This window comes from Devosia pacifica (genome assembly GCF_014652635.1).
GTDB classification, from domain to species: Bacteria; Pseudomonadota; Alphaproteobacteria; order Rhizobiales; family Devosiaceae; genus Devosia; species Devosia pacifica.
On the sequence record NZ_BMZE01000001.1, the window covers coordinates 1,001,506 to 1,027,181 of the forward strand.

Here is a 25,676-nt window from a genome sequence, read left to right on the forward strand (position 1 = left end):
ACACAGCAGGGCGCACCACCGCGCCCTGCGCCTTTCGGAGGAGTTCTGCCATGGCCCATCGCTACAACACCCTGCCCGCCAGCGCCGGCGTCGGCCTCAAGCCCGAGCACTATCGCGAAATTCTCGCGGATCGCCCGGCGCTCGGCTTTTTCGAGGTCCACGCCGAAAACTACATGGGTGCCGGCGGTCCGCCGCATCGCTATCTCGAAGCCATTGCCGAACACTACCCGCTATCGCTGCACGGCGTCGGCCTCTCCATTGGCGGCGAAGGCCCGCTCGATCCGACGCATCTCGCCCGCCTCCGGCATCTGATCGACACCTATCGCCCGGCCTCGTTCTCCGAACACCTCGCCTGGTCGAGCCATGGCAGCGAATACCTCAACGATTTGCTGCCCCTGCCCTATACCGCCGAAAGCCTCGATCGCATCTGCGGCCATGTCGATACCGTCCAGTCAGCCCTCGGCGTGCCGATGCTGCTCGAGAATCCCTCGACCTATGTCTTGTTCGAAGACAGCACCATCGACGAAATCGAATTCCTCGCCGCCATTGCCGAGCGCACCGGCTGCGGCCTCTTGCTCGACGTCAACAATGTCATGGTCTCCTCGGTCAATCACGGCTGGGACCCCGTCGCCTATATCGATCGCTTCCCCGTCGACCGCGTCGGCGAACTGCACCTCGCCGGCTACGACGAAACTCAGGACAGCGCCGGCGCCCGCCTGTTGATCGATGCCCACGGCTCCGCCGTCCGCCCTGATGTGTTCCGCCTGTTCGAGCACACCCTGGCCCGCACCGGCCCGCGTCCGACGCTGGTCGAGTGGGACAACGACATTCCCGATTTCCCCACCCTGCTCAACGAAGCCCGCCTCGCCCAGCAGGTCGTTGATCGCGTCGCCGACGCCACGCCGAAGGCCGCCGAATGAGCACCTTTGAAAGCTTCGCGGCCGCCATCGCCAATCCCGATCTGCCGCCGCCCCGCGGCCTGTCGAGCGTCGCCGGTGCCAATGATCCGCTGCGCTTCGCGGTCTATCGCAACAATGTCCATGTCAGCCTCGTTTCGGCGCTCCTCAAAGGGTTTCCGGTGGTCGCCGCCCTTGTCGGTGAGCCATTCTTCAAGGCCATGGCGCGCGCTTACGTCGCCGAAAACCGCCCCCGCTCGCCGGTCCTCCTCCACTATGGCGATGGCTTCGCGGCCTTCATCGCCAGCTTCCCGCCGGCGCAAAAACTCGCCTACCTGCCGGATGTGGCGCGCCTCGAATACGCCTGGCGCCAGGCCTACCACGCCGCCGATCGTCCCCCGCTGACCCTCGCGCATCTCTCCGGCATCCCGTCCGAAACCCTGCCCGAACAGTCCTTCGCGCCGCACCCCGCGGCCGCGTTGATCGCGTCATCCTCGCCCATCGGCGCCATCTGGTCAGCGCATCAGCAAACACCGCCTGCGCCGCTCGATACGGGCGCGGCTCAATCCGTCCTCGTCACCCGCCCGCATCACGAAGTCCGGCTCACCGTCCTGCCGCCTCACGATTACGCCTTCGCCCGCGCCCTTCTCGATGGTGCCAGCATCGGCGATGCGGCGGCCCGCAACGAAGCGCCGGAGTTCGATCCCGGTACCGCACTGGTCGGCCTCATCGGCGCCGGTGCGTTCGCATCCCCGGAGACAGCCCAATGATCCCGCGCCTTATCGCCCGCGCCGAAAAAACCCTCGCACTCGTACCAGCAGCCCTTGCGCTGTTCGCCCTGCGCGTCGCGCTCGCCGTACCGTTCTTTCGCTCGGGCCTCACCAAATGGGACGGGTTCCTCACCCTCGCCCCCAGCCAGGCCTATCTGTTCGCCAACGAGTTCAAGCTGCACATTCTCGGCACCGCCTATGATTACCCGGCGCCGACCGCCGCCGCATTTCTCGCCGGCCTCGGCGAAATCATCCTGCCGATCCTTCTGGTCCTCGGCCTCGGCACCCGCTTCGCCGCCCTCGGCATTCTGGTGATGACCGCCATCATCCAGCTCACCATCCCCTCCGGCTGGGCCAATTTCCACCTCCCCTGGGCCGCCATGGCCCTCGTCCTCATGCATAGCGGCCCCGGCGCGTTCAGTATCGATCGGATGCTGTTCGCGCGCCGAGACCGCCTGAGGTCACCGCAAGGTGTCAGCGCCTAGTGCGTCAGTCCGCTGCCGCCGACCACCGCGATGTTGTAGGGAAGCCCCTCAACCTCGATGCTGCGGCTGACCGCCAGAGTCTCAGCATCGATCACTTTGACAGCATTATTGAGCGGGTCGGTCATCAGCACGTCACCACCGGCAATCGCCAGCCGCGGGCGCGGATCGCGCCAGTGTCCGTCCATCGAGTATGGCTCGCTCACGCCGGCAGAGTCTTCGATGGAGGCCGTCAGCAGATTGATCCGGTGCAGCGTGCCGTCTTCTGTCAGCACATAGCCGAACTGCGGCTTGGCCGGATCAAGAATGAAATCCACCGAGCGGTATGGCAGTGCGATATGGCGCAGATGCGGCTCCTCAGCGGGGTCAATGACAACCAGCGCATCCGCACCGTAATTGCCTAGGAACACCTGCATCGCCTTGGATCCCAATAGCGTCCCGGTCTTCGCCGCCGGCAGGTCATCCGGATAGGCCAGCATCTGCATGACCGGTTCGGATCCACTGGTGTCGAGTGCTGCAATGCCTTCGGCGCATCCGGCAACAAGATAACTGCCCGAGAACGCCTCGCCGTGCAGGTCCGTGCAGGTGTGAAGATCGCCAATCATCTCACCATCCGGCGAGAAGGCCGCAAGCCCGACCCTTGGCGGCAACACCTCGGCATCGTCTTCCGGCTCGGCCGCGACGGAACTGATCACATAGTCCTTGATGGGAACTGCAAAACCGTGATGCGCGGTGTTCTGCTCAAAACTCGTCCCATCGAGACGCCCCTCAAGCAGATCGCTTTCCTCAAGCGTCAGCACGTAGCCGCCAGCATCGAAATTGATGGACATCTCCGGCCCGTGCGACACCACATGGAACGGGCGAGCGCCTTCCAGCGCCCCGTCGATCTGCTCGGGTTCTGAAACCGCGATATCGGCATGGTCCCCGTGGCTGTCGAGGCTGATGCCGGAATTGAACACGCTCACCTGGTCGTTGTCGGATTGCACCGCAAGCAAGGCGGCACCGCTCTGCGACGGGTAAAGCCGCGCCGGCCCTGCCAGTTCGAACTGCCACCGGTTCTCCGGCGCATCGAGGTCGAGCGCCGTGACGCCCCCATCTGCCTGATCGGCAACAAACACACGCCAATGCGTTTCCGAGTCATCCGCCAGACTAGGCACAGCCATCAGCAGCACACTCGCCGACAAAGCCCTCAGCGCACACAATCTCATAAGCAAGCTCCGCTTTCTCTCGTTGGCGCAGCACCATCGCCACGCCGACCGCGTCGCTCTATATGTAATCTTATAACATATCAACGCATCGGATAGATCTTTTTATAGCGAGCGATGGACGTGCGACCGCGACAAGCAGACGTCAGCCAGCCCGTTGCCGAGTACCGATCAATGTGTTGAAGGGCCGATCAGGGGCAGCTCAAACCGAGCATCGCGACCTCTAACGGCGCACTTTTTCAGCCAGTGGGAAAAAAGCTCACCCCGGCAAGCCATCCAGTTTCGGCAAAGCCTCCAGATCACCGTCCCACTCTGCCCGGCTTGCGAAACACACATGCGCATTGGGCCGGATAGCGATCGCGCTATCGAGGCTGCCGGCAGGCACCACCACCATCGCGCCTTCGGCTTGGATACTCGGCAGCGCAGACCCGCATATGTTGCAAAAGCTTTTGGCGTGTCGGCTGTCCGGCACCCGGTAGGTCTTGACGCTTGCCTGACCGGAAACCCAGTTCAGCGTTGCAGCCGGCGCGAACAGGTTTGCCGCATGGGCAGACCCGGTGTCCTTTCGGCAGCGCGAGCAGTGGCACAGAAAAAAGCTCTGAAACGCCCCGGAGATTTCAAATCTCACCGCGCCGCACAAACAGGAGCCAGTGGTTTCAGACATGACGATACGCTCCAGTTGGTTTGCCGCAGGTTTTCATCGGCACTCGGCCTGCCGATGCACCTAGCCGGGAGGTCTCATCATGGCAGCGGACGAATGTCACCCCTTGATCGTTCTGCCGAACGCCCTAGCTCCCTACCCCCGCCCCGTCCGGAACAATCGCACCGGCCCCGTGCGCCGCTCGATCACCCCCTTGGCTTCAAGGTCGAGCTGCACCGCTTTCAGCCACCAGCCCGCGGTGTCACCGCCCGGAAACAGCGCCTCGGACAGATGCGGCAGCAGCGCCGCTTTTGCGTCTGCCACTGTCATGCCCGGCGGCTCGCTTGGCAGCACCGGCAAAAGTGCCTCGCGCATCGCCACGTATTTGGCGCGATTGACCCGCTTGGTCCCCGGCGTCGTAATGCTCTCGACCTCAATTGTTTCGGCCTCAGACATTGATCTCCTCCGTCTTCGGCATTTTCGGGCTCCGAAAACCCATCGCCGCCCATGCGCCAAGCAGCCTGGCAAAGAACCCGAAATTCTGTGTCTTTGCGTTGGGAATGTAGTCGGGAAGCGTCATGCCATCCGGCAGGTCGGATGCCATCGTGCGCATTTGCGGCGGCGGCAGTGTGCCCTCCGGCCACAGCGCGCCATAAAGGCTCAGCCAGTGCCCGCCCTTGAACTCGAGATAGACCGGCGTGTTGCAGCAGCCGGCAATCACGCGTTGCGTCGAAGCGTCGGGCTTCAATCGAAATGCCTGCAGCCCCTCGGCGCCTGCAATAAACCGCACCCGGTCCTTGCGGTACATCACAAATGGCGTTGCGCCATAGTCAGTCAGCACATCAGGCGCACCCTCGAGGCGGTGCAGTCTTTGCCCCGCCTCCCGGCAAGACGAGCAGCAACACTCGACACTGGCAATTGGCGCGCCCTCGACCGCCAGTTTCGTTCTGCCGCAACGGCAGGCGAGTTGCGTGGTCTCAGCCATCCGCCATTTCCTTGGCTGCTGCCGCGTCGAGCGCCGCGATATCAATCTTGTGCATCTGCATCATCGCCTGGCTCACGCGCTGCACTACGCCCGGATCGGGATCGGCCAACAGGTCTGGCAGGCGCTTCGGCACGATCTGCCAGGAGACGCCGAACCGGTCCTCCAGCCATCCGCACATGCTCTCCTTGCCGCCATTCTCGGTCAGCGCGCTCCATAGCCGGTCGGTTTCCGCCTGGTCTTCGGTCAGGACGCTGATCGACGCGGCGGGTGTAAGCTTTTGGTACGGCCCTGCAGTCAGGATCATCATTGGCGCAGCCGCCAGTCGGAACTCGACAATCATCGGGTCCTCGGGGTGCCCGCTATCGCGGACCGCCTCGATCTCGCTGTCGGGGATCAACGCCACATATTCGCGCGCAGCCTCCACCCCGCCCTTTTCGAACCACAGGCACGTCCGTACCTTTGCCGAATGCTCCATTCTTCAGTCCCTCCTGGATTATGGTGATGATGAATTTCCTGCCGTACCCTCGACACCGAACAGCAGGCGCACATAGCGGATCAGATGGTCGACGCTCTCACGCGCGATCTCCGGATCGCCTGAAGCCTTGGCGAGAATGAACGCTCCCTGCAGCACCGCCTGGGTGTGGCGCGCCAGGCTCTCGACCGTCCAGTCGCCGGCAAGCCCCCGCTTTTCTGCGGCTGCGGCGATATCGAACTCGAGCGTCGCCGCGTGCCCGAAAATGCTCTCCGCGCACGCCTCGCGAATGTCTGGGGTCGTGGCGTGCACCTCCTGCGTCATCGTGCCGACGAGGCAGGTATATTCGTAGGTTTCGCCGCCGATGATCGACCGGCGGAATTCGAGATAGGCCAGCACCCGCTCCAGCGGGTCCTCATGCTCATGGAACGGCGCGCTGGCAAACAGCGCCCCGGTCGTTTCCGACCAGAACTGCGCCGCCGCAACGCCCAGCGCGTCCTTGCTCTTGAACTGGTGAAAGAACGCGCCCTTCGTCACCTCTGCCGCCCGGCAGAGATCATCGACGGATGTCGCGGCAAACCCCTTCTGGCGAATAACGTCCCGCGCCGCCTCCAGCAGCCGCTGTCGGGCGTCTCCGCGTTCTGGCGATGTCTTGGTCGGTCTTGGCATAAGCGATACATACCGTACGATTGGTATGTATGCAAGGCGGCATATTGCCAGCTCTCGCCCGAAACTCCGACGACCTCGCTGCGCCTTCCCCCCGCGCATGCCATGCTGACATCCTCTGTCAGTGGCCCCGTTCACACTGTGTTCCGATGCTGATAGGCTGCCGGCAACGTTGCATCGCCAGTCGACGTTCCCCACATACCGATCTCTCACAAACCAGTGGTGCGCTCATGGCTTCTTCGCGTCCCGGCAAGGCGGACTTCTCCATCGACGACTTCATCGGCGAGATCGAAAAGGCCGAAGATGAACAGCTCAACAAGCGGCTGCCGCAGGAGCGCCTGAAGAACAAGCGCGCCCTCGATCGCCAGGCTGCAGCCGAGGCAGACAAAGTCGCCCGCGACACAGCCGAGAAAAAAGCCGAGCGCGAGGCTGCCGAACGCGTCGCCGATGCCGAGTCGCGCAAGCAGAAGACGCCGCTCGAAAAGCGCCGCACCACCAAGTCGAGCCACGACACCGTCACCGGCATGTCGAAAAAGGCGCCGAAATCCAAGGCCAACTCCGTCGAGCGCCCGGATTTCGAGGGCCTCGGCGAAGCGCCGCAGGCCGGCTTCGGCCACGTCCCCTCACGCGGCAAGTCCAAGGTCACCGGCGGCGACGGCAAGTCGATCGCGGGCGCCCAGGGCGTCGGCATCTCCGCCACCGTCAAGGCGCTCGAAGACATCATCCTCAATGGCCGCAAGGAGGTCGAAGGCTCCTCGCCCTGGGTCCCGCACCGCCCCGAGCGTCCGAAAAAGACCGAGGGCGGCCGCGCCTTCAAGCTCAACACCCAGTATGAGCCGCAGGGCGACCAGCCCACCGCCATCGCCGAGCTGGTCGAGGGAATCGACAACGGCGAGACTGACCAGGTTCTGCTCGGCGTCACCGGCTCCGGCAAGACCTACACCGTCGCCCAGACCATCCAGCGCACCCAGCGCCCGGCGCTCGTCCTCGCCCCCAACAAGACCCTCGCCGCCCAGCTCTACGGCGAGTTCAAGAACTTCTTCCCCGAAAACGCCGTCGAATACTTCGTATCCTACTACGATTACTACCAGCCGGAAGCGTATGTGCCGCGCACCGACACCTATATCGAGAAGGAGTCGACCATCAACGAGCAGATCGACCGCATGCGCCACTCGGCGACGCGCGCCCTGCTGGAACGCGACGACGTCATCATCGTCGCCTCCGTCTCGTGCATCTACGGTATCGGCTCGGTCGAGGGCTACTCGGCGATGATCATCGATATCGCCCAGGGCCAGAAGATCGACCAGCGCCAGCTCCTCGCCGAGTTCGTCGCCCTGCAATACAAGCGCAACGAATCCGCCTTCACCCGCGGCACCTTCCGCGTGCGTGGCGACACCATCGAGCTGTTCCCCGCGCACTATGATTCCGCCGCCTGGCGCATCACCATGTTCGGCAACGAGATCGAAAAGATCGTCGAGTTCGATCCGCTCACCGGCAAGACCGTCGGCGATCGCAAGTTCATCCGCGTCTACGCCAATTCGCACTATGTCACGCCGCGCCCCACCATCGTTCAGGCGATCAAGTCGATCCGCCACGAGCTCGATGCGCGCCTGCAGGAGCTCAATGGCGCCGGACGCTTTCTCGAGGCCCAGCGCCTCGAACAGCGCACCCTGTTCGATCTCGAGATGATGGAAGCCACCGGCTCCTGCGCCGGCATCGAGAACTATTCGCGCTACTTCTCCGGCCGCAAGCCGGGCGAGCCGCCGCCCACCCTGTTCGAATACCTGCCCGATGACGCGCTAGTCTTCGTCGACGAATCCCACGTCACCGTCGGCCAGCTCGGCGCCATGTATCGCGGCGACTTGCGCCGCAAGGCCACCCTCGCCGAATACGGCTTCCGCCTGCCCTCCGCCATGGATAACCGCCCCCTCCGCTTCGAGGAGTGGAACGCCATGCGCCCGCAATCGGTCTATGTCTCGGCCACCCCCGGCTCGTGGGAAATGGAGCAGACCGGCGGCGTCTTCGCCGAACAGGTCATCCGCCCCACCGGCCTCATCGATCCGCCGGTCGAAATCCGCCCCGCCGGCACCCAGGTCGATGACGTGGTCGACGAGATCCGCCAGGTCAACAAGGCCGGCTACCGCACCCTCGTCACCACCCTCACCAAGAAGATGGCCGAGGACCTCACCGAATACCTGCACGAACAGGGCATTCGGGTGCGCTACATGCACTCCGATATCGATACCATCGAGCGCATCGAGATCATTCGCGATCTCCGCCTCGGCGCCTTCGATGTGCTGGTCGGCATCAACCTTTTGCGCGAGGGTCTCGATATCCCCGAATGCGGCCTCGTTGCCATTCTCGATGCCGACAAGGAAGGCTTTTTGCGCAGCGAAACCTCGCTCATCCAGACCATTGGCCGCGCCGCCCGTAACGTCGATGGCCGGGTGATCCTTTATGCCGATAAAACCACCGGCTCGATGGAGCGGGCGCTGGCCGAAACCAATCGCCGCCGCGAAAAGCAGCTCGCCTATAACGAGCGGCACAACATCACGCCCCAGTCCGTGCGCTCCAACATTCTCGATATCGCCGACAGCGTCTACGAACGCGATCACGTCACGGTATCGGCGGGCAAAACCAGGGACGGCAAGGAAGCCGCCCATGTCGGCGCCAACCTCGCAGCGGTCATCAAGGATCTCGAAAGCCAGATGCGCGAAGCCGCGACAAACCTCGAGTTTGAAAAGGCCGCACGGCTTAGGGATGAGGTCAAGCGGCTCAAGGAGATGGAGCTGGATACGCTCGAGGGCGAGGTGAGCTAGGCGCGAAATCCAAGCAAGCCGCCACTCGCGCTCACCTCTCCGTCGTCATTGCCGGGCCCGTCCCGGCAATCCACCGCGCATCCGCACAGCCTCCCGGGCTGCCCCTCCACCCGCGTCGTCATTGCCGGGTTTATCCCGGCAACCCACCCCTCAGCTCCCGCCGAAGCCGCGCATGGATCACCGGGACAGGCCCGGTGATGACGACCGAGGATGCAATGCCATCAGCGGCTGATCCCAGCGATCCTCCGCTCAGCCCCGGCCTACCCCTCCACCCGCGTCGTTATTGCCGGGTTTATCCCGGCAACCCACCCTTCAGCGCTCGCCGAAGCCACATATGGATCACCGGGACAGGCCCGGTGATGACGACCGAGGATGCAGTGGCATCAGCAGCTGAGCCCAGCGATCCTCCGCGCGACCTCCTGTTCTACCCCCCACACCCCCGTCATTGCCGGGTTTTATCCCGGCAACCCACCCTTTAGCGCCCGCCGAAGCCACGTATGGATCACCGGGACAGGCTCGGTGAAGACGACTGAGGATGCAGTGCCATCAGCAGCCGATCCTACCGCGCCTCCGCTCAGCCTCCCGTTCTACCCCCACACGCACCGTCGTCATTGCCGGCTTCATGCCAGCAATCCACCTCTCCCCGCAGAGTGCCGCCGCACACCCTCACATGTCCATCAGCCAGTCGCTCAAATCCCGCCATTCGGGATTCATCCCCTCGATCAGGTTGATCTTCCACTGGCGCGGATACTTCTTGATGTTTTTCTCCCGCTGAATGGCATCCGCCACCCATGCGTGCTCCTCGATCCACACCAGACGCTTAACCCCGTAGCGCGCGGTAAACCCCGGCACCAAACCTTGCGTGTGCTCATACATCCGACGCGACGGATTGCTGGTTACGCCGACATACAGCGTACCATTCCGCTTCGACGCCAGAATGTAGACATACCCCCGCATAACGACGCCCCCATCGCCGGCATCTTCGGGCTCTCAAAAGAAACAGGCAAGCAGTTTGGCCCCAATCCAGTTGCAGGCGGCCCACTTCAGTTTCAGCGCCACAATGCCAGGTCTCACGAGAATCTCTCGTCGTCATTGCCGGGCATGTCCCGGCAATCCACCCCCCCTAATCGCAGAAGTAGAAGCACTTGTCGCTGCACGGATTACGGTCATTAAATGTATGCGCAGCTTCACCAGCCCCCCGCACTCTTCACGAAGGTACAGTCGTTGCGGAACCCTAAATGGCATTCCACCGCAAGGAAGTAAGGCACTCGCCATGCCGTGAATCCTCGCGAGTTTCAAGAAGCCAGAACTTCGTAGACAGTCCTTCGGAAGTGAAACCTTCAATAAAAACGACGGTGCTTTGATTTCTGTTTAATCGAAATTATCGCGCAGGGTACATTCGTCAATATCTACGTACCCAGTTATAAGTGAACTTAGGTTCCAGCCATCCATATGGAATACTCTCGCAAATTCCTTATCGCCGTCAAACCCAGGAACTACCTCGGCAACATCATACTCTCGATTCTTATATACATAACCAATAATGTCAGACAAAAGATCTGCTTTCTGCCGTACTGCGACTTTTTCTGAATTTATTAGCACCCGAAACTTGCTGTTATTTCCTGTATAGCGCGAGACTTGCTGATGCCTCTGCTTACGTACAAGAATATTGATACCGGTATCGACACAATAGTTAACGTTCTCTCGATTGAGGGCGTAATTAATTTTTTGGGCGGATCGCTCAATACACCAAGCCTTAGTATCCTCATCTTGGTAAACATGGGGAGTAAGCCGCCTTAAATTCCAGAAATCCTCCGTATTCACACTCCACTGAAGAAGACTTGAATTCACCTCACTATAGTCAATCTGTACGTACTCAAAAACATTCCTTACATTCTCTGAGATCCAAGAACTGCTTCTTGCAAAGTAAGGGGCTTTCCAGCCGCGACTGACCAACCCGAATGCTCTTTTACTCTTAGGATCTGCAAATTTCTTGACGTCATAATCTACTTCAATCTCAATAAAAATCGCCTTCCGAATTTCACAAATACAATCCCATAGGTTGCTCGAATTTAGATATTCAAGCGCTTTTTCTACATGATTCCGGGCAGGTCCCTCTCTCAGATATTCGCTCTGGTTGATTTCCTGAAGGGTCTTTCCAAAAACGTCTTTAAGAATCGAGTCGACAGAACGAGAGCAGCTTTGGAAGTACTGAAAAGCAGATAAATCCTCTGACGGTTGGCCGTAATGCTTTATTATGACACGCTGCCGATTCATTGCTTTCAGCGTCCCGCTTGAAGGAACTTTGATTCCAGCTTGCCTCAATTCACCAATTAGCTGATCGAAAGAATGCTTTTCGATGCTAACCTTCTCATCAATACCCAACTCTATCAACACTGCCATAAATACCAATTCCACGGCGTCCTGTAGAATTACTATAGATGCGGACGAAGAAAATTTGTCCCTGCCAATACTAAGAAGCCGAGACTGATCAATCAACGTCTTTGCTATCTGCAAGGTTGTCAATGACTGATGTTTCAACCTAACCTCGTTCCGCTTCCAGCTTGGCGATAGGGATGCATTCTAAATGCCAGTACAAACTTTGCATGGGGGGGTGCATAGTGATTTTAGGTATTATCGTACAATCGGGTAGTCGCATGTATCGAGTACTTTTCCCTATCCTCCTCCTCGCCACCCCCGCGATGGCGCAAGCCCCCACCGCCACCGTCACCGGCGGCAATATCCCCGTCTATACCGGCCCCGACACCGGCTACCGCATCATCGGCCGCATTCCTGATGGCACGGCGGTGACGCTCGACTATTGCGCGCGAGACCGACGCGATTATGGCCGCGGGCGTGGGCCGGTTGAGTGGTGCTTGGTCACCGATACCGGCTGGGTGCAGGCGAGCTATCTGGTGGGCGAGAGCGCCAAGATCCGCGTAACCCCGCCCGATTTCCTCGTCGATCCGCCGATCTTCCGCCCGCGCGGGCCGTTTGGCGACGACGATGACTCCACGGGCTGGCCCTTCTAGGCCATAGGACCTGGACTGCGCGCCGCCGCGCCTGAGGCCCACCGCCCCCGCCGCGTTCACCGGGCGTGTCCGGGTGATCCAGCGCGCTGCGTCCCGTGCTGGCCCGTGACCGCCGGCAAAACGCCCGCAATCACTCCCCGGCCCGCGCCGCAGCGTTAGACTTGCGCCTCCACACGCTCTGGAGCCCGCAATGTCCCGCGCCTATGCCTCAACGCCCTATGTGCAGCTTCTGGCGTGCCTGCGCCTCAGGCCGCGTGTCGATGCGGCACGCCTCGCGCTCCTCCGGCGGCGCGAGGTCGAGCCGGCCCTGCCGGCGGGGCCGGTGCATGCCGCCATTGTCATCGAGCTGGTGCACGATGCGCGCCGCGTCTTCTCGCGCGAGCGTTATGGCAACGCGCTGCTGCCGCCTCAGCGCAGCGCCACCGCCACGCAGCTGCTGGCGAGCCTTGCCGAAATCGAGATCGCTCTTGATGCCTTCGAAACCCGCCATGCCCCGACGGATGATGATATCGATGCCGGCGATCCGTTCTGAGCGCCATTCATCTCCTGCCGTTTCTCCGCGCCCAGTTGCACCCTGCTAGTCTTCGGCCATCTCCTGTCGCTGCACGCGGCGCTGACGAGGCGCCGGGCGGGGGAGCGGGAAGGTGGAGGTCGCTCCGCCTCGCGGCGTGTGGCGGTGCACCGGCCCTGTCTCTGCCACCCGGCAAGACGGCGCCCTGCCCGTTCCGCCGAAAAACCCTTGTCGTGCGGGGCGGGCTGTTGCCTGTTCTTTTTTGCACCATTGAGGCGACTACCCGCCCCGTGCCGTGCATTTCCAGCCACCGGGCGCCTCTGGCGTGCCGGCGCCTTGGCGCGCCTGCTCTTCCGAAGATCACGCCTCATCACGTTTGCGCTGTGGGGCAACCCCGCATGTCCGGGCCTCGTTGGGTCAGCAAATCCCGAACACTTTAAGGAGTTTGCACCATGAGTAATCCCGACAAGGTCTGGAGCCTCGCCGACGATATCGGCATCTGCATGTACATCACCCATGATGGCGATCGCCACCGCGCCCGCCCGATGTCCGCCGCCGTGCGCCGCGATGAGGATGCGATCTATTTCCTCACCGATGTCGCGAGCGCCAAGACCCACCAGACCGAGCATGACGCAACCGTCACCCTCGCCTTTATCGACAAGTCGAAGCACGATTACGTCTCGATCACCGGCCGCGCCGAGGTGTTGAACGATCGCGAAAAGATCCGCGAGCTGTTCAACCCCTTCGCCAAGGCTTGGTGGGAGAGCGCCGATGACCCGGAGATCCGCGTCATTCGCGTTACCCCGGAAGATGCCGAATATTGGGATGGCCCCGGCGGCCCCGTCGCGACCGTCAAGATGCTCGCCGCCGCCGCAACCGGTGGCCGCCCCGACATGGGCGACAACGAGAAGGTCAGCATGTAGCGCTGATCTGCTAGAGCCTGGGACCGTCAGGCTTCACATAAGGGAGAGCCGTAAACTCTGGCCTCCCTGGCCTGAAGAGTGGCGGTGCTAGACCCAGCCGGAGAGTTCGCGGCGCACCAGCGCCTCGATCATCTCCATCCCCGGCTCGGAGGCGTTGAGGCAATCGATATAGCCGAACTGCTCGCCTCCGGCCTCAAGGAAGGTCTCGCGCCCGCCGATATTGATCTCCTCAAGCGTTTCGATGCAGTCCGCCGAGAATGCCGGCGCCAGGATCGCCACCCGCTTGATGCCGCGTTTCGGCAGCGCCTCGAGCGTCCGGTCGGTGTAGGGCTGCAGCCATTCCGTCGGCCCGAACCGGCTCTGGAACGTCACCATCAGCCTCTCCTCCGGCCAGCCGAGATATTCCCGCACCAGCCGCGTCGTCTTATAACACTGGCAGTGATACGGATCGCCGCGCTTCAGGTATTCCACCGGCATGCCGTGGTAGCTGGTGATCACCAGTTGCGGGTCGAAGTCGAGCTTTTCGACCCCCGTGCGAATGCTCTCCGCCAGCGCGCGGACATATTCGGGCGTTTCGAAATAGGCCGGCATGGTGCGCACCGCCGGTTGCCAGCGCATGTCGCGCAGCGCCTTGAACGCCTGGTCGTTCGCCGTCGCCGTGGTGGTGGCGGAATATTGCGGGTAGAGCGGCACCAGCAGGATTTTCTGGCAACCTTGTTTCTGCAGTTTTTCGAGCACGCTCGCCGTCGACGGATTCCCATACCGCATCGCCCAGTCAACGACAACATCGTCGCCGGAAAGCCGCTTCGCGAGGCTCTCGCTCTGGTCCCGCGTGATCGTCCGTAGCGGGCTCTCGTCGCGCTCCTTGTCCCAGATCTGTTCGTACGCGTGCCCGCTCTTCTGCGGCCGCACCGACAAGATCACCAGGTTGAGGATCGGCCACCACAGGAACTTGTTGGTCTCGATCACCCGTGGGTCCGACAGGAATTCCTTGAGGTAGCGCCGGACACTCCAGTAATCCGTCGCATCGGGCGTCCCGAGGTTTAGCAGCAGCACCCCCACCTTCTGCTTCGGCACAGGCGGATGGTCCGGCGGCAAGTGGCTTTGGTCTGTCATGTGTCTCGGTCTGCAGCTTTTCTCAACCGCCGCACCATATCTTTCACGCCCGCGCGCGCAAGGCGGCGACACGTCGCGCTTAAACGCTCGCCACCAGCAGCGCCGCTCCGAGGCCGAACACCATCAGCGCACCCACCAGTTCCAGCCACCACACCAGTCGCGCTGCTGTTTTGCTGCCGCTGGCTCCGGCGAACCGTGCCGCCAGCCCTTTGGCGCTCACGGCAAGCACCGCCAACACCGCGACGGTGATGCCGGTGCCGAGCCCCATCAGCAGTGTCGCCGCAATGCCTGCAGCCAGCAGCCCCTGACTCAATGCGAAGACGAGAACAACCAGCGCTCCTGAACAGGGGCGCAACCCAACGGCCAGCACCAGGCCCAGTTGCTCACGCCACGACTTGTCCGCTGCATCCGGCGGCACGATATGATGATGGTCGTGGTGGTGCCCGTGATGATCATGGTCGTGGTGATGATCGTGGGGTTTCTGCTCTTCTTGGTCGTGCAGATGCGCATGCGCTTTTGCAGCAAGGTCGGTTTCTTCGGAATGCCGGTGCCCCCACCCCATCACATGCCGTATGACCAACCATGCACCAAGCAGCGCGACCAGTAGATAGGACCCCGTGATCATCAGCCCCGAGGCATCGCCCAGTGCCGTGCCAGTCAGGCCCAACACCGCCACCGCAATCAGCACAAAAGCGATCGCGACAAGCGCCTGTACCAGCGCCGAGACAAAGCTGAGCAGAATTCCGCGCCTCACCCTGTTGGTGCTTGCGAGCGCGTAGGAAGAGATCACCAGCTTTCCGTGCCCTGGTCCCGCCGCATGCACCACGCCGTAAAGAAAACTCAGTCCGCCAAGGAGCCAGAACGCACCAGGGTCCGCCCGCAAACTGCCAAGCGCTGAGGTCATGGCGGCGTAAAAGTCACGCTGCGCCTCCCGCAACCACGGCAAAGCGCCGGCGGTCGGACCTAACGAAGGCTCAACTGGAGGACCGCCGAATGGAGCGGGCCGACGCTCAGCCACCTCGGTTGCCGCCTCCAATGCCGTCGAAGCCGCTGGTACGTTTCCGCAGAAAACCAGAACCGTTCCCTGGGTGCCGCGTACTGCAGCTGCGAGTTCCGGCGGCAATTCGCGCACATCGGCACCAAGCGAGAACAGTTGCTGCTCGATTTCGGAAGAAAGCGGCTGCGGTGGTCGCAGTCTCGCTTCACAGGAGGCGGGCGCGTCCTCGAGCGTTATTGAATCCTCGTCCTCAAAGGTTATGGCCACGTAGTATTCGTCGTCACTGATGGCCAGCTCGACAGGTCCATCTGCCATGGCCACTGGCGTATCGGGCACGACAGAAAACCGAAGCGTTACCTGATCGGAGTCGTATCGCATGCCGGCTTCGCCAGCAGCGGAGAACTCAATCTGCCGATCATCGACAGTCGCAAAGGTATAGAACCCATATTCCGCCAATCCGACGAGGTTCTCGTTCGCCAGAGGCTGTAGCTCGTCGGGGCTGGTAACCCCATCGCCATTGGCATCAAGGCCCTGCACGATCCATGAGGAAAAATAAGGATCAAAAGTCCAAGCGTGGTCGAGGCGGCTCACCCGCCCGGCCTCGTCAAACTTAACGTTCAGTGTGGCGTCGATGAAAATGTGTGGATGCGCCGCCGCTCGACCACATGCGAACAGACAAAACAGCCCGCACAGGAAAAGCGCCTTGAGACTCCGCGACATTGACGTGTTCAAGAGATCGGGTTTCTTACGAACCATGCCACCAGATGATCGATCAACGCCCGCACCTTGCCTGCAAGGTGCCGGCGGTGGGGATAAACGGCCTGCAGGGTTTGTCCGGTCAGCATGTAGGGCCCAAGAATCGATTTCAGTGTCCCGCGCGATATGGCGGCATCAGCGAGATATGACGGCAAGGTGGCAATTCCGAGTCCGGCTTCAGCAGCTTGCGCCGCCGCCAACGGCGAGTTGACCCGCACGCGACCATTGACCGGAATCGAGAGCGTCTTGCCCTCAACAAGGAACCGCCAGTTTGCCTGCGTCTGCAGATTCACATCGACGATGCAGTCTAGGTTGCGCAGCGCTTCGGGATGCTCAGGCACCCCATGCCTGTCGAGAAAGCCGGGCGACGCCACCATCAGCGCCTGCATGTCAGCAATCTTGCGGGCAATGAGTGAGGAATCGGCAAGTGTGCTGATCCGCAGGGCCAGATCGATACCCTCATCGACGAGGTCGACATACCGGTCCTCGAGACGCAGATCGATGCTGACTTCCGGGTTGAGCGAAAGGAACTCGAATATGGCGGGCGCGAGCGTGCTTTCGCCGAAATTTCTTGGCGCCGAGACCCGTAGCAGACCACGCGGCGCCGATGTCTGGTCGGCGATCGAGGCATCGAGTTCGTCGAGCTGCTGAAGCAAAGCGCTGGCCTCGCGGTAATAGGCTTCGCCCGCTTCTGTCAGGCTGAGCTTTCGCGTGGTGCGGTTCATCAAGCGCACCCCGAGATAATCCTCGAGATCGGTCACATACTTGCTGAGAAGCGCCTTCGAGCGGCCATGGGCTCGCGCAGCAGAGGAGAAACCTCCTGAATCGAAGACCTGCACGAACGCCCTGATGCGGCCCAGATCCTGACTCATCCGTCTGTCTCCATCCGCGTTTGCGCCAATCTGCGGATATCGAACCGATCGAGATCGACGATCAACTCGGCCAAGCCGCGCAAAGCGCGTTCAGCGCTCAAAGCGCCTTTGTCAGCGCTTGCTGCCGCGGCGTCGCCCAGGGCGCCAGAGACATTGAGGTCAGCTGTCAGCCAACCAGGCCGAAACTGGCCGTGCACCGTCATGTGCGAAGATTCGCTGTCCCACTGTTCTGCCTCCGAGCGAAAAGAAGCCAGCTGATCGCGCCGTACCGCTTCTGGCCAGTAATGCAGCATCAACGAGGTTTCGATGTCTCCTCCATGCAGACCATAGGCCAGTTCCGTCTCAGCAAACACGCCATCTGGCTGCCCGAATCGCAGCCAAGAGGCGCCTACTGCTATCATTTCGAAACTTACACGCAGCCGTCTGGTCAGCAGCCCGACCACCTCGGCATTGCCGTCATGGCTCGAAATCACCACGAGCTTACGGCCGCCAGCTGCGGCAAACGGTGCAACGATATCGAACCAAACGGACAGCAGCGTCTCGGCGCTGTGGGTGAAAAGACCCGGCTGGCCTGCATGCTCAAGGCTGTGGCCAGTCGTCTGCATGGGCAGGACGAGCACGTCGACGTTATGGTCAACATGCTCTTCAATCTGCATCAGGTGGCCCCGAGCGATATCGCAGTCCGTCGACAAAGGCAGGTGCGGACCGTGCGGTTCAATAGCGGCAACCGGCAGAACACCGATGGTTTCCGCTGTCACGAATTCCGCGAATTCGGGGGCAGTGAGCTCTTCAGCGAAGAAGGTGGTCAACACACACTCCACGCGATACCGGAGGCGGCCTTTGACGACCACGATGAGCTCGATCGATACCGCATTCGCCAGCAACGAACAATAACGTGGCTTGGCCGTTCAGTGATTAACGATAGGATAACGGCGCAATCGACTATCAGACGGAGTTCGGACTATTTTCCCGCCCATGGCCAAGCCCTCCTCCCACTCCACGCTCTACCGGCTGATCGAGGCCGGTCAGTTAGCCCATCGCGCCCTTGTCGTTCCTGTGCGTGAGCGCGGCCTTGAGCCCGGTGACGATGCGATCCTGTTTGCTCTCGGGCGGGCCGGAATGAGCGAGCTTCAGCTTTGCGAAGAACTCGGATTGCCGCTTGAGCATATGGAGCCTCGAATACAGCGTCTACTTGAACGTGAGCTTGTCAGACGCCAGGCTGTCGGGCCCGAGCTTCTGCCCGGACTTGCATTGACAGAGCGGGGCATCCGCATACGGAACGTTCTGGCGGAGCATTGGGCGGAACTGGAAGAAGCGCTTCTCGGCGACCTGAAGAAAAAACAACGCAAGAGACTGTCAGAGCTTCTAGAGCGCTTCACTGCTCTTTTGCGCCTCTGAACCAGCCATTCAGGCACCGTTCAGCCGTACCGGCCTTATCTGTCAGGCATCGGCCACGAGCGCCGAAGCTGAACACGGAGCCAAGCCATGCCAATCACCCGCAAATTAGTCGCTGGCGCCCTAGCCGCGCTGGCCCTCACAGTCACTACCGCCGGAGCCTATGCAGCCCCCGCCTTTGCAACCACGCATCTCAACGTCCGCTCAGGCCCGGGGACACATTACCGCGTAGTCGATACCCTTCAGCGCGGCGAACGCGTCGACGTCGAATACTGCCGCGGCAGTTGGTGCTTCATCAATAAGGCCGGTCGCGATGGCTGGGCATCCGCCAGCTATCTGGATCGTGGACGCCCCGGACGTTGGGAACGTCCGGCGCCGCGCCCGCGCTGGGACAGGCATGATCGCCATGATAGATGGGATCGGCACGATCGTTGGGACCGCTGGGATCGTGACTACCCGCGTCACCGTGGTGGCGCCCAGGTCTGCATCGATGGGCGCAACAGCTATTTCTGCATCGGCAACTAGTTATGAGTGTCCCGGTCGCCCACCTGCGGCCGGGATTTTATTCAATGCGAAGGCGCTCGACATCAATACCGTAGCGCTCTAGTGGCGCGCGGGCTTTTCGCGCCAGATAGGTATTGAGGCCATAGACGGCCAAAGCGCCGAGGGCGACCACGAGCGCAAACGCCGTCCAGCCCTGCTCGGAGCCCGCGAACGACGCGGCAATCAAGGTGATAGCGCCACCGGCAGTTATTACCATGCCCCGGCGTTGCCTTGCCGCTCTCATGTTAAGAGCACCTGAATGCAGCAAATCACGTAGTTCGGAATCGCCCATTGCTGAAAGCTCCGGGTTGTCCCGCTCCCGCCGGATCGTATCGATATAGGCATCCACCCGACGCCGCATCAGCGAATCCCATTGCCGATTGCGCGCCTTGCTTTGAAAGCCTGTCAGCACCGCCCCGATCGCCAGAAGCACGATTGCGATCTGGATTAGAATGCCCATGAAAGCCTCCTTCGGCTGCTTCGTAAATGCCGACATGCAGATCGCGCTTCAAGCCCTTTCCGAAAATCGACGATCGCGGCATGATCGTTTGTCCCCCTTTCAGCGTACAACCAAGAACGCTGCCATCGGAGACCACCATGACCCGCCACATCATCCTTTATCTTGCTTGCGCTGCGGTATTCTTCCCCCTGGACTACATCTGGCTCAGCACCGTCGCCAGGACCTTTTACCAGCGCGAGCTGGGCAGCTTGCTGCTGGACAATCCGAACCTGGTGATTGCAGGCCTGTTCTATGCTGCCTATGTTGCCGGTCTTGTCATACTCGTAGCCGGCCCGGCCGAAGGCAACATCCTTAAAGCCCTGGGCCTCGGCGCGGTGCTTGGGTTTGTGGCATACGGCACATATGACCTGACCAATCTGTCAACAGTTCGCGGCTTCAGTCCAACGGTTGCGATGGTCGACATTGCCTGGGGAACAGCCCTGACGGCCATCAGCGCCGCCGGCGGCGTCTGGATAGCGAGCTTTTTCGACTGACCGATACACTTGAAGAAGTAATGAGTGAGGCGCGCGCCTGCACCCTGTGCGCGCCTATGCTGCCCCTGGGCCCGCGACCGGTCCTGCGTGCTGAATCCAGCGCACGCGTGCTGATCATCGGGCAGGCACCCGGCACAAAGGTCCACGAGACCGGTATCCCCTGGAACGATAGAAGCGGCGACAGATTGCGCGACTGGCTGCAGGTCGATCGCGACACCTTTTACGATCCTTCCAAGATCGCCATCATCCCGATGGGATTTTGTTATCCGGGACGCGACGCGAAAGGCGGCGATCTGCCGCCACGTCCCGAATGCGCGCCGCTATGGCACCCCCGGCTCATGCCGCTATTGCCAGAGTTGAAGCTGACGCTGCTGATCGGCAGCTATTCGCAGCGCCGGTATCTACCAGAGACCAAACGCCAGACCATGACAGAACGCGTCGCCGCGTTCCGCCGGCTCTTGCCCGAGATCCTGCCACTTCCGCACCCCAGCTGGCGAACCACCGGCTGGCAAAAAAAGCATCCCTGGTTCGATGACGAGCTCTTGCCCCTTCTGCGGGAGAGCTTTCAGAGCGCGCTCACGAGCTGACGCCACATTGCGGGTAGCCATCCTCCCACCTAAATTGTCGATGCAGACGGATGTGAGTCCCATGAATTCTAGCCAACCAGACTCGATAGGAAACAAGGTGGCGCTGGTAACCGGCGCCGGTCAAAGAGTCGGCGCCAGACTGTGCAAGCGGCTGGCGGAGTCCGGCTATGCGGTCGTCATCCACTACCGCTCGAATGCTGAGGGCGCCGAAGCCCTACGCGAACACATTGTAGCGCATGGTGGTCGCGCAGCCACGGTGCAAGCCGATCTTGCGGACCGCATCGAGCGATCGGGGCTGATGTCGCGCGCGGCTCAACAGTTCGGGCCGATTACTGTTCTGGTGAACAATGCCTCTATCTTCAGCGCCGACAGCGCTGGCGACCTTGATGAAGGTCTGTGGGACGCCCATTTTGCCGTTCACGTCGAAGCCCCGTCATTTCTGGGCCGCGACTTTGCCGCGCAATTACCGGACGGATGTGTTGGAAACATCGTCAATATGATTGATGAGCGGGTACTGCACCCGGCGCCTGCGTATTTCAGTTACTCCCTGTCGAAGTCCGCACTTCACACTGCCACCACATTGCTGGCCCAGACATTTGCGCCTCGTATCCGCGTCAACGCCATAGGGCCTGGCCCCGTGCTGCCGCACACCGGGCAAAGCGAAGACGCGTTTGCAGCGGGCGTCGAAAAGCTGCCGCTCAAAACGCATGCGGGACCCGATGAGATTGCTGACGCACTGATGTTCTTGCTATCGGCTCAGTCGATGACCGGCCAGATGCTGGCCCTCGATGGCGGTAGCCATATCGATTACCTGCCGCGACGCGGCCCAACGCCACGCCAATGACAGACGACAGCTTCACCACCATTCAACCCGGCGCCGAAAAAGCTGGCGGACCGGAAACCATCCGCACCTTCGTCAAGACGCTGCCGTCCGCCCCCGGCGTCTATCGGATGATCGATGCCAAGGGTGACGTGATTTATGTGGGTAAGGCGCGCAGCCTGAAGTCGCGGGTCACCAACTATACACGCCCTGAGGGGCTTCCGGTCCGGATCCAACGTATGATCGCGGCTACGCACTCAATGGAGTTCGTACGCACGGAAACCGAGAGCGAAGCGCTGCTGCTCGAGGCGAACCTTATCAAGCGGCTCAAGCCGCGCTTCAACGTGCTGCTGCGCGATGACAAGAGCTTTCCCTACATTCTCGTTGCGACCGACCATGAAGCACCGGAACTGATGAAGCACCGGGGCTCACGCAGGCGTCAGGGCCATTATTTCGGTCCGTTCGCCTCGGTATCTGCGGTCAATCGCACCATCGCCTCGCTGCAAAAGGCATTCCTGCTGCGCAACTGCTCCGACAGCTTCTACGCCGCCCGTACGCGCCCCTGTCTGCAATTCCAGATCAAGCGCTGCGCAGCCCCCTGCACCGGAGAAATTGCTCTCGATGACTACGCAGGGTTGGTCGACTCGGCCCGGCAGTTCCTCTCGGGAAAATCACGCACCGTGCGCGAAAAGCTGCAGGGTGAAATGAATCAAGCGTCCGCCGATCTTGATTTCGAGCGCGCAGCGCTGCTGCGTGATCGGCTGTCTGCGCTTGCCCTTATCCAGAGCCAAGGTGACGCCACCGCGCGCTCAGTCGAGGAAGCGGACGTCTTCGCCATTCATCATGAAGGCGGACAGTTTTGCGTACAGGTGTTCTTTTTCCGCGCCTATCAGAACTGGGGCAACCACGCCTATCGACCGCGCGCCGATGCCTCGCTCGATGACGTGGAAGTGCTCGAGGCGTTTATCAGCCAGTTCTATGAGAACCGGACTCCGCCGCGTCTGGTGCTCTTGAGCCATGACTTGGCCGAACCTGAGGTTCTTGAAGAAGCACTCAGTTCGAGCGCCGGCCGCAAGGTCAGGCTTGAAACACCAAAGCGCGGCGAAAAGCGTGATCTCGTCCAACATGCACTCGACAATGCGCGCGAGGCGCTTGGCCGCCAGCTCGCAGAAGGTGCTTCACAACGCCAGCTGCTCGAAGGCGTCGCTGAGCGGTTCGGCCTAGAGGTCGTCCCGCGCCGCATCGAAGTCTATGACAACTCGCATATATCCGGCACCAACGCCGTTGGCGGCATGATTGTCGCGGGTACTGAGGGCCTTTCGAAGAAGCACTATCGGACGTTCAATATCAAGTCCGAAACTCTGACGCCGGGCGACGATTTCGGCATGATGCGCGAGGTGCTGACGCGCCGCTTTACGCGCCTGGCCGCCGAAACCGCAGACACAGCCGAGGATGATCCGGATGCTATGCCGGAATGGCCCGATGTGGTCTTCATCGATGGTGGCGCGGGCCAACTAAACGCAGTGCGGCAAGTGCTGGCAGAATTGCAATTGCCCAGAGACGTGGCGCTGATCGGCATTGCCAAGGGCGAGGAGCGCGATGCCGGCCGCGAAAAATTCTTCATTGAGGGTCGCGAGCCCTTCATGCTGCCGCACCGGGACCCGGTGCTATATTACGTCCAGAGATTGCGTGACGAGGCCCACCGCTTCGCAATCGGGACGCACAGGGCGCGTCGCAAAAAGGACATTGCAAAAAATCCCCTCGACGAGATCGAGGGGATCGGTCCGACCCGAAAGCGTGCTCTGCTGAATCATTTCGGATCAGCCAAGGCTGTCTCGCGGGCTTCGTTTGATGATCTTGCCAACGTTCCGGGTATTTCCGACCAGATAGCGCAGACTGTCTATGATCACTTCAATCGGACCGACTGACGCCGTCAGCCGGTCCGATCATGGTTAGTTGGAGGCGAGGACGAGCTCCGGCTCCTGGCGATAATACTCGGGGAACACGGCCTCGAGGTTCTCGAGCTTCGGCATGTCGAAGCGCACGATGTATGGATAGTTCGGATTCCTCACGAGGAAGTCCTGGTGGTACTCTTCTGCCGGATAGAAGGTGTCCGCTGACTCGATCGTCGTCACGATATCATCGGAATACACACCTGTCTGATCGAGCTGCTCGATATAGGCACGGGCAATCTGCTCCTGCTCCTCACTCATCGGGAAAATGGCTGAGCGATACTGTGTGCCGTAGTCAGGGCCCTGGTAATTTAGTTGCGTTGGATCGTGCACGACCGAGAACAAAATGTGCAGCAGCTCGCCGTAGCTGACAACGTCCGGATCATACGTAATCTCAACAGCCTCGGCGTGCTCGGTGCGACCGCTGCTGACTGTCTCATAGTCGGCGGTGTCAGCAGTGCCGCCGGCATAACCTGAAACCGCTGCCGTCACCCCATCAACATGCTGGAAAACAGCCTGTACGCCCCAGAAACAACCTGCCGCAAACAACGCGGTCGCCTGATCCTGATCTGTCTCGGAGGTTGCATCCACCGATGGTGCCGGAATGATGAACGGCTCCTCCTCGCCGAATGCCGGAAGTGTATAGGCCGAGGCCAACAGCAAGGCAGAAAGGCCGGCAACGCCGAGCGTCGCACCCGCTCCAATGGTCTTGGTGAACATGTCATGGCTCCTTTGGCTCATTCGCTACTATAGATACGAAGCCAGCAGCCAAAATGTATCACCTGCTTGAGACATCGTGATCGTGGGGTGACAAAGTTCTGGTTGGCAGCTATAGCTTCCGGCATGATCAAGTCTTTCGCCACCTTTTCGTTTTGGTACTTTAGCTATCCGCACCGGCGGAGGCTTGCGCGCGCTTGATCTGAACCAGAACAGACCAACCCCCGAAGCAGCCGCCGGACCTCGCCAGGCGGCTTTTTTGTTGGCCGCCGCCCGAGCTACCGGCACCGAGGAGCCAACATGTTGAAAGCCACTGACGATCTGCGCATCGCCGCAATACGGGAACTGATCTCGCCCATCGACGTCATGCGCGAATACCCGCGCACCGACACTGCCGCTCAGACGGTATTGAGCGCGCGGCACGCTTTTCACCAGATCCAGACAGGTGAGGATGATCGGCTGGCAGTGGTGGTAGGACCATGCTCGGTGCACGATCCTGATGCGGCCCTCGATTACGCACGCCGGCTGGCCGAGATAAAGGATCAGCTCTCCGACTCGCTCCAGATCATCATGCGTGTCTACTTTGAAAAGCCACGCACTACGGTTGGCTGGAAAGGGCTGATCAACGACCCGAACCTCGATGGAAGCTTCGAAATCGACACCGGATTGCGCACCGCCCGCTCGCTGCTGCTCGAGATCGGCAATCTGGGCCTTCCGGCTGCGTGCGAATTTCTCGACATGACGACGCCGCAATACATCGCCGATCTTGTCAGTTGGGCCGCCATTGGTGCGCGGACCACCGAGAGCCAGATTCACCGCGAGCTGGCATCCGGCCTCTCCTGCCCGGTCGGCTTCAAGAATGGCACCGACGGCAATGTACGCATTGCGCTGGATGCAGTGAAATCGGCAAGCAAGCCGCACCATTTCATGGCGGTCACAAAAACGGGGCAGTCAGCAATTGCCGAGACCACCGGCAACCAGGATTGTCACATCATTCTGCGCGGCGGAAAGACCCCCAACTACGATGCACAAAGCGTTGAAGCCGCTTGCATGGAAGCGGAAAAGCATGGTCTGCCGAAGGCTGTGATGATCGACGCCAGCCACGCGAACAGCGCCAAGAAGCCGGAAAATCAACCGTCCGTCTGCGCTGACGTTGCGCGACAGGTGGCGGGAGGCGATCAGCGCATCATCGGGCTGATGATCGAGTCCAATCTCGTAGCGGGCCGACAAGATCTCGAGCCGGGCAAGCCTCTCACCTATGGCCAGTCGATTACCGATGGCTGTATTGACTGGCAGACTACCGTAGAGGTTCTCAACGAACTGGCTGCCGCTGTGAGCGAGCGACGCAAGGTTCGGAACCGTCGGGTTGCGTGAGACAGATGGAGGGGCGGCTGGTCCTCGGCCGCCCTGTAGTGGAAAACCGCGCAAAACCTTCCGATTAGGCTGGCTTGGTTAATGCCCTGTTAATCCCCTTGGTTGGATCATCCACAAGAGAATCCAGCGACTTGCAAGCCAGTGGCGGCATAA

Annotated in this window: 28 protein-coding genes; 14 read left to right on the forward strand and 14 right to left on the reverse strand. The window is 61.0% G+C overall.

Features of this window, described 5'->3' with window-relative positions; all coding sequences use genetic code 11:
* Nucleotides 1–50: 50 nt before the first annotated feature.
* The 3 genes from bufB to IE127_RS05090 are packed head-to-tail and all read left to right on the forward strand — an operon-like array spanning nt 51 to nt 2,151.
* On the forward strand, nt 51–920 hold the full coding sequence (gene bufB, locus IE127_RS05080; protein ID WP_189423989.1) for an MNIO family bufferin maturase: 870 nt from the start codon (nt 51–53) through the stop codon (nt 918–920).
* Nucleotides 917–1,666, forward strand: coding sequence for an HvfC/BufC N-terminal domain-containing protein (locus tag IE127_RS05085; RefSeq protein WP_189423991.1), 750 nt, complete (start codon nt 917–919; stop codon nt 1,664–1,666). The genes bufB and IE127_RS05085 overlap by 4 nt, the downstream gene beginning before the upstream one ends.
* Nucleotides 1,663–2,151, forward strand: coding sequence for a DoxX family protein (locus tag IE127_RS05090; protein WP_189423993.1), 489 nt, complete (start codon nt 1,663–1,665; stop codon nt 2,149–2,151). The genes IE127_RS05085 and IE127_RS05090 overlap by 4 nt, the downstream gene beginning before the upstream one ends.
* On the opposite strand, the gene IE127_RS05095 is transcribed toward IE127_RS05090, so the two are convergent.
* The 6 genes from IE127_RS05095 to IE127_RS05120 form a co-directional block, all read right to left on the reverse strand.
* A complete protein-coding gene (locus IE127_RS05095) occupies nt 2,148–3,311 on the reverse strand; it encodes a metallochaperone AztD (RefSeq protein ID WP_189423994.1) in 1,164 nt (387 codons plus the stop codon). The two genes, IE127_RS05090 and IE127_RS05095, sit on opposite strands and share 4 nt — an antisense overlap.
* 301 nt (nt 3,312–3,612) lie before the next feature.
* Complete coding sequence (locus tag IE127_RS05100; RefSeq protein WP_189423996.1) at nt 3,613–4,017, reverse strand: GFA family protein; 405 nt, start codon at nt 4,015–4,017, stop codon at nt 3,613–3,615.
* A 132-nt stretch (nt 4,018–4,149) separates the two neighbouring features.
* Nucleotides 4,150–4,449, reverse strand: coding sequence for a DUF6958 family protein (locus tag IE127_RS05105; RefSeq protein WP_189423998.1), 300 nt, complete (start codon nt 4,447–4,449; stop codon nt 4,150–4,152).
* Nucleotides 4,442–4,978, reverse strand: a complete 537-nt coding sequence (locus tag IE127_RS05110; protein ID WP_189424000.1) for a GFA family protein — start codon at nt 4,976–4,978, stop codon at nt 4,442–4,444. The genes IE127_RS05105 and IE127_RS05110 overlap by 8 nt, the downstream gene beginning before the upstream one ends.
* Nucleotides 4,971–5,453, reverse strand: coding sequence for a VOC family protein (locus tag IE127_RS05115; RefSeq protein ID WP_189424001.1), 483 nt, complete (start codon nt 5,451–5,453; stop codon nt 4,971–4,973). The genes IE127_RS05110 and IE127_RS05115 overlap by 8 nt, the downstream gene beginning before the upstream one ends.
* An 18-nt stretch (nt 5,454–5,471) precedes the next feature.
* Entirely contained in the window at nt 5,472–6,119 is a 648-nt protein-coding gene (locus IE127_RS05120) for a TetR/AcrR family transcriptional regulator (protein WP_189424002.1), read from the reverse strand.
* Between the two features lie 227 nt (nt 6,120–6,346).
* On the opposite strand from IE127_RS05120, the gene uvrB reads away from it, so the two are divergent.
* Complete coding sequence (gene uvrB, locus IE127_RS05125; protein WP_189424003.1) at nt 6,347–8,935, forward strand: excinuclease ABC subunit UvrB; 2,589 nt, start codon at nt 6,347–6,349, stop codon at nt 8,933–8,935.
* Between the two features lie 666 nt (nt 8,936–9,601).
* Here the strand turns inward: uvrB and IE127_RS05130 are convergent.
* On the reverse strand, nt 9,602–9,892 hold the full coding sequence (locus tag IE127_RS05130) for a GIY-YIG nuclease family protein (RefSeq protein ID WP_189424004.1): 291 nt from the start codon (nt 9,890–9,892) through the stop codon (nt 9,602–9,604).
* A gap of 414 nt (nt 9,893–10,306) precedes the next feature.
* Entirely contained in the window at nt 10,307–11,338 is a 1,032-nt protein-coding gene (locus IE127_RS05135) for a hypothetical protein (protein WP_189424005.1), read from the reverse strand.
* A 254-nt stretch (nt 11,339–11,592) separates the two neighbouring features.
* Here IE127_RS05135 and IE127_RS05140 point away from each other — a divergent pair, with 254 nt between their 5' ends.
* The 3 genes from IE127_RS05140 to IE127_RS05150 all read left to right on the forward strand — a co-directional run bounded on the left by IE127_RS05140 (nt 11,593) and on the right by IE127_RS05150 (nt 13,401).
* Nucleotides 11,593–11,967 carry an SH3 domain-containing protein gene (locus tag IE127_RS05140; protein WP_189424006.1) on the forward strand — a complete coding sequence of 125 codons (375 nt, stop codon included), beginning with the start codon at nt 11,593–11,595 and terminating at the stop codon, nt 11,965–11,967.
* Nucleotides 11,968–12,157: 190 nt separating this feature from the next.
* On the forward strand, nt 12,158–12,499 hold the full coding sequence (locus tag IE127_RS05145; protein WP_189424007.1) for a hypothetical protein: 342 nt from the start codon (nt 12,158–12,160) through the stop codon (nt 12,497–12,499).
* Nucleotides 12,500–12,930: 431 nt separating this feature from the next.
* A complete protein-coding gene (locus IE127_RS05150; protein WP_189424008.1) occupies nt 12,931–13,401 on the forward strand; it encodes a pyridoxamine 5'-phosphate oxidase family protein in 471 nt (156 codons plus the stop codon).
* Nucleotides 13,402–13,488: 87 nt separating this feature from the next.
* On the opposite strand, the gene hemH is transcribed toward IE127_RS05150, so the two are convergent.
* From hemH to IE127_RS05170, 4 genes are all read right to left on the reverse strand, one after another.
* Complete coding sequence (gene hemH / locus IE127_RS05155; protein WP_189424010.1) at nt 13,489–14,517, reverse strand: ferrochelatase; 1,029 nt, start codon at nt 14,515–14,517, stop codon at nt 13,489–13,491.
* 79 nt (nt 14,518–14,596) lie between these two features.
* Nucleotides 14,597–16,234: a HoxN/HupN/NixA family nickel/cobalt transporter gene (locus IE127_RS05160; RefSeq protein ID WP_189424012.1), complete on the reverse strand. Its 1,638-nt coding sequence runs from the start codon at nt 16,232–16,234 to the stop codon at nt 14,597–14,599.
* 8 nt (nt 16,235–16,242) lie between these two features.
* Nucleotides 16,243–17,142: a LysR family transcriptional regulator gene (locus IE127_RS05165; RefSeq protein WP_189424014.1), complete on the reverse strand. Its 900-nt coding sequence runs from the start codon at nt 17,140–17,142 to the stop codon at nt 16,243–16,245.
* Nucleotides 17,139–17,951, reverse strand: a complete 813-nt coding sequence (locus IE127_RS05170; protein WP_189424016.1) for a creatininase family protein — start codon at nt 17,949–17,951, stop codon at nt 17,139–17,141. Before IE127_RS05170 ends, IE127_RS05165 begins: the two co-directional genes overlap by 4 nt.
* Before the next feature lie 166 nt (nt 17,952–18,117).
* Here IE127_RS05170 and IE127_RS05175 point away from each other — a divergent pair, with 166 nt between their 5' ends.
* Both IE127_RS05175 and IE127_RS05180 read left to right on the forward strand, forming a co-directional pair.
* Nucleotides 18,118–18,540, forward strand: coding sequence for a winged helix DNA-binding protein (locus IE127_RS05175; RefSeq protein ID WP_189424018.1), 423 nt, complete (start codon nt 18,118–18,120; stop codon nt 18,538–18,540).
* A gap of 87 nt (nt 18,541–18,627) precedes the next feature.
* The gene (locus IE127_RS05180) at nt 18,628–19,062 is read left to right on the forward strand and encodes an SH3 domain-containing protein (RefSeq protein WP_189424020.1); all 435 of its coding nucleotides are present in this window, start codon (nt 18,628–18,630) and stop codon (nt 19,060–19,062) included.
* A gap of 37 nt (nt 19,063–19,099) precedes the next feature.
* On the opposite strand, the gene IE127_RS05185 is transcribed toward IE127_RS05180, so the two are convergent.
* A complete protein-coding gene (locus IE127_RS05185) occupies nt 19,100–19,540 on the reverse strand; it encodes a hypothetical protein (RefSeq protein ID WP_189424022.1) in 441 nt (146 codons plus the stop codon).
* Between the two features lie 137 nt (nt 19,541–19,677).
* Between IE127_RS05185 and IE127_RS05190 the strand changes: the two genes are divergently transcribed.
* The 4 genes from IE127_RS05190 (at nt 19,678) to uvrC (ending at nt 23,408) form a co-directional block, all read left to right on the forward strand.
* Complete coding sequence (locus tag IE127_RS05190) at nt 19,678–20,073, forward strand: DUF2177 family protein (protein WP_189424024.1); 396 nt, start codon at nt 19,678–19,680, stop codon at nt 20,071–20,073.
* Nucleotides 20,074–20,093: 20 nt separating this feature from the next.
* The gene (locus IE127_RS05195) at nt 20,094–20,660 is read left to right on the forward strand and encodes a uracil-DNA glycosylase family protein (protein WP_189424026.1); all 567 of its coding nucleotides are present in this window, start codon (nt 20,094–20,096) and stop codon (nt 20,658–20,660) included.
* A 61-nt stretch (nt 20,661–20,721) separates the two neighbouring features.
* Entirely contained in the window at nt 20,722–21,504 is a 783-nt protein-coding gene (locus tag IE127_RS05200; RefSeq protein WP_189424027.1) for an SDR family oxidoreductase, read from the forward strand.
* Nucleotides 21,501–23,408 (forward strand): excinuclease ABC subunit UvrC, encoded by a 1,908-nt coding sequence (gene uvrC, locus IE127_RS05205; RefSeq protein ID WP_189424029.1) that lies wholly within the window; start codon nt 21,501–21,503, stop codon nt 23,406–23,408. The genes IE127_RS05200 and uvrC overlap by 4 nt, the downstream gene beginning before the upstream one ends.
* 24 nt (nt 23,409–23,432) lie before the next feature.
* Here uvrC and msrA read toward each other — a convergent pair whose 3' ends face one another.
* Nucleotides 23,433–24,152 carry a peptide-methionine (S)-S-oxide reductase MsrA gene (gene msrA, locus IE127_RS05210; RefSeq protein ID WP_244639936.1) on the reverse strand — a complete coding sequence of 240 codons (720 nt, stop codon included), beginning with the start codon at nt 24,150–24,152 and terminating at the stop codon, nt 23,433–23,435.
* A 297-nt stretch (nt 24,153–24,449) separates the two neighbouring features.
* Here msrA and IE127_RS05215 point away from each other — a divergent pair, with 297 nt between their 5' ends.
* Nucleotides 24,450–25,523, forward strand: a complete 1,074-nt coding sequence (locus IE127_RS05215) for a 3-deoxy-7-phosphoheptulonate synthase (RefSeq protein ID WP_189424032.1) — start codon at nt 24,450–24,452, stop codon at nt 25,521–25,523.
* Nucleotides 25,524–25,676: the final 153 nt, after the last annotated feature.

What these genes read in the sequence shown, in the direction of transcription:
- IE127_RS05215 (WP_189424032.1), top strand. Translation starts at nt 24,450, where the DNA reads ATGTTGAAAGCCACTGACGATCTGCGCATCGCCGCAATACGGGAACTG.
- IE127_RS05110 (WP_189424000.1), bottom strand. Translation starts at nt 4,978, where the DNA reads ATGGCTGAGACCACGCAACTCGCCTGCCGTTGCGGCAGAACGAAACTG.
- IE127_RS05120 (WP_189424002.1), bottom strand. Translation starts at nt 6,119, where the DNA reads ATGCCAAGACCGACCAAGACATCGCCAGAACGCGGAGACGCCCGACAG.
- IE127_RS05185 (WP_189424022.1), bottom strand. Translation starts at nt 19,540, where the DNA reads ATGGGCATTCTAATCCAGATCGCAATCGTGCTTCTGGCGATCGGGGCG.
- IE127_RS05195 (WP_189424026.1), top strand. Translation starts at nt 20,094, where the DNA reads ATGAGTGAGGCGCGCGCCTGCACCCTGTGCGCGCCTATGCTGCCCCTG.
- uvrC (WP_189424029.1), top strand. Translation starts at nt 21,501, where the DNA reads ATGACAGACGACAGCTTCACCACCATTCAACCCGGCGCCGAAAAAGCT.
- IE127_RS05130 (WP_189424004.1), bottom strand. Translation starts at nt 9,892, where the DNA reads ATGCGGGGGTATGTCTACATTCTGGCGTCGAAGCGGAATGGTACGCTG.
- IE127_RS05165 (WP_189424014.1), bottom strand. Translation starts at nt 17,142, where the DNA reads ATGAGTCAGGATCTGGGCCGCATCAGGGCGTTCGTGCAGGTCTTCGAT.
- IE127_RS05095 (WP_189423994.1), bottom strand. Translation starts at nt 3,311, where the DNA reads ATGGCTGTGCCTAGTCTGGCGGATGACTCGGAAACGCATTGGCGTGTG.
- uvrB (WP_189424003.1), top strand. Translation starts at nt 6,347, where the DNA reads ATGGCTTCTTCGCGTCCCGGCAAGGCGGACTTCTCCATCGACGACTTC.
- hemH (WP_189424010.1), bottom strand. Translation starts at nt 14,517, where the DNA reads ATGACAGACCAAAGCCACTTGCCGCCGGACCATCCGCCTGTGCCGAAG.
- IE127_RS05160 (WP_189424012.1), bottom strand. Translation starts at nt 16,234, where the DNA reads ATGTCGCGGAGTCTCAAGGCGCTTTTCCTGTGCGGGCTGTTTTGTCTG.
- IE127_RS05200 (WP_189424027.1), top strand. Translation starts at nt 20,722, where the DNA reads ATGAATTCTAGCCAACCAGACTCGATAGGAAACAAGGTGGCGCTGGTA.
- IE127_RS05105 (WP_189423998.1), bottom strand. Translation starts at nt 4,449, where the DNA reads ATGTCTGAGGCCGAAACAATTGAGGTCGAGAGCATTACGACGCCGGGG.
- IE127_RS05085 (WP_189423991.1), top strand. Translation starts at nt 917, where the DNA reads ATGAGCACCTTTGAAAGCTTCGCGGCCGCCATCGCCAATCCCGATCTG.
- IE127_RS05100 (WP_189423996.1), bottom strand. Translation starts at nt 4,017, where the DNA reads ATGTCTGAAACCACTGGCTCCTGTTTGTGCGGCGCGGTGAGATTTGAA.
- IE127_RS05090 (WP_189423993.1), top strand. Translation starts at nt 1,663, where the DNA reads ATGATCCCGCGCCTTATCGCCCGCGCCGAAAAAACCCTCGCACTCGTA.
- IE127_RS05135 (WP_189424005.1), bottom strand. Translation starts at nt 11,338, where the DNA reads ATGGCAGTGTTGATAGAGTTGGGTATTGATGAGAAGGTTAGCATCGAA.
- IE127_RS05180 (WP_189424020.1), top strand. Translation starts at nt 18,628, where the DNA reads ATGCCAATCACCCGCAAATTAGTCGCTGGCGCCCTAGCCGCGCTGGCC.
- IE127_RS05140 (WP_189424006.1), top strand. Translation starts at nt 11,593, where the DNA reads ATGTATCGAGTACTTTTCCCTATCCTCCTCCTCGCCACCCCCGCGATG.
- IE127_RS05150 (WP_189424008.1), top strand. Translation starts at nt 12,931, where the DNA reads ATGAGTAATCCCGACAAGGTCTGGAGCCTCGCCGACGATATCGGCATC.
- IE127_RS05190 (WP_189424024.1), top strand. Translation starts at nt 19,678, where the DNA reads ATGACCCGCCACATCATCCTTTATCTTGCTTGCGCTGCGGTATTCTTC.
- bufB (WP_189423989.1), top strand. Translation starts at nt 51, where the DNA reads ATGGCCCATCGCTACAACACCCTGCCCGCCAGCGCCGGCGTCGGCCTC.
- IE127_RS05175 (WP_189424018.1), top strand. Translation starts at nt 18,118, where the DNA reads ATGGCCAAGCCCTCCTCCCACTCCACGCTCTACCGGCTGATCGAGGCC.
- IE127_RS05145 (WP_189424007.1), top strand. Translation starts at nt 12,158, where the DNA reads ATGTCCCGCGCCTATGCCTCAACGCCCTATGTGCAGCTTCTGGCGTGC.
- IE127_RS05115 (WP_189424001.1), bottom strand. Translation starts at nt 5,453, where the DNA reads ATGGAGCATTCGGCAAAGGTACGGACGTGCCTGTGGTTCGAAAAGGGC.
- msrA (WP_244639936.1), bottom strand. Translation starts at nt 24,152, where the DNA reads ATGTTCACCAAGACCATTGGAGCGGGTGCGACGCTCGGCGTTGCCGGC.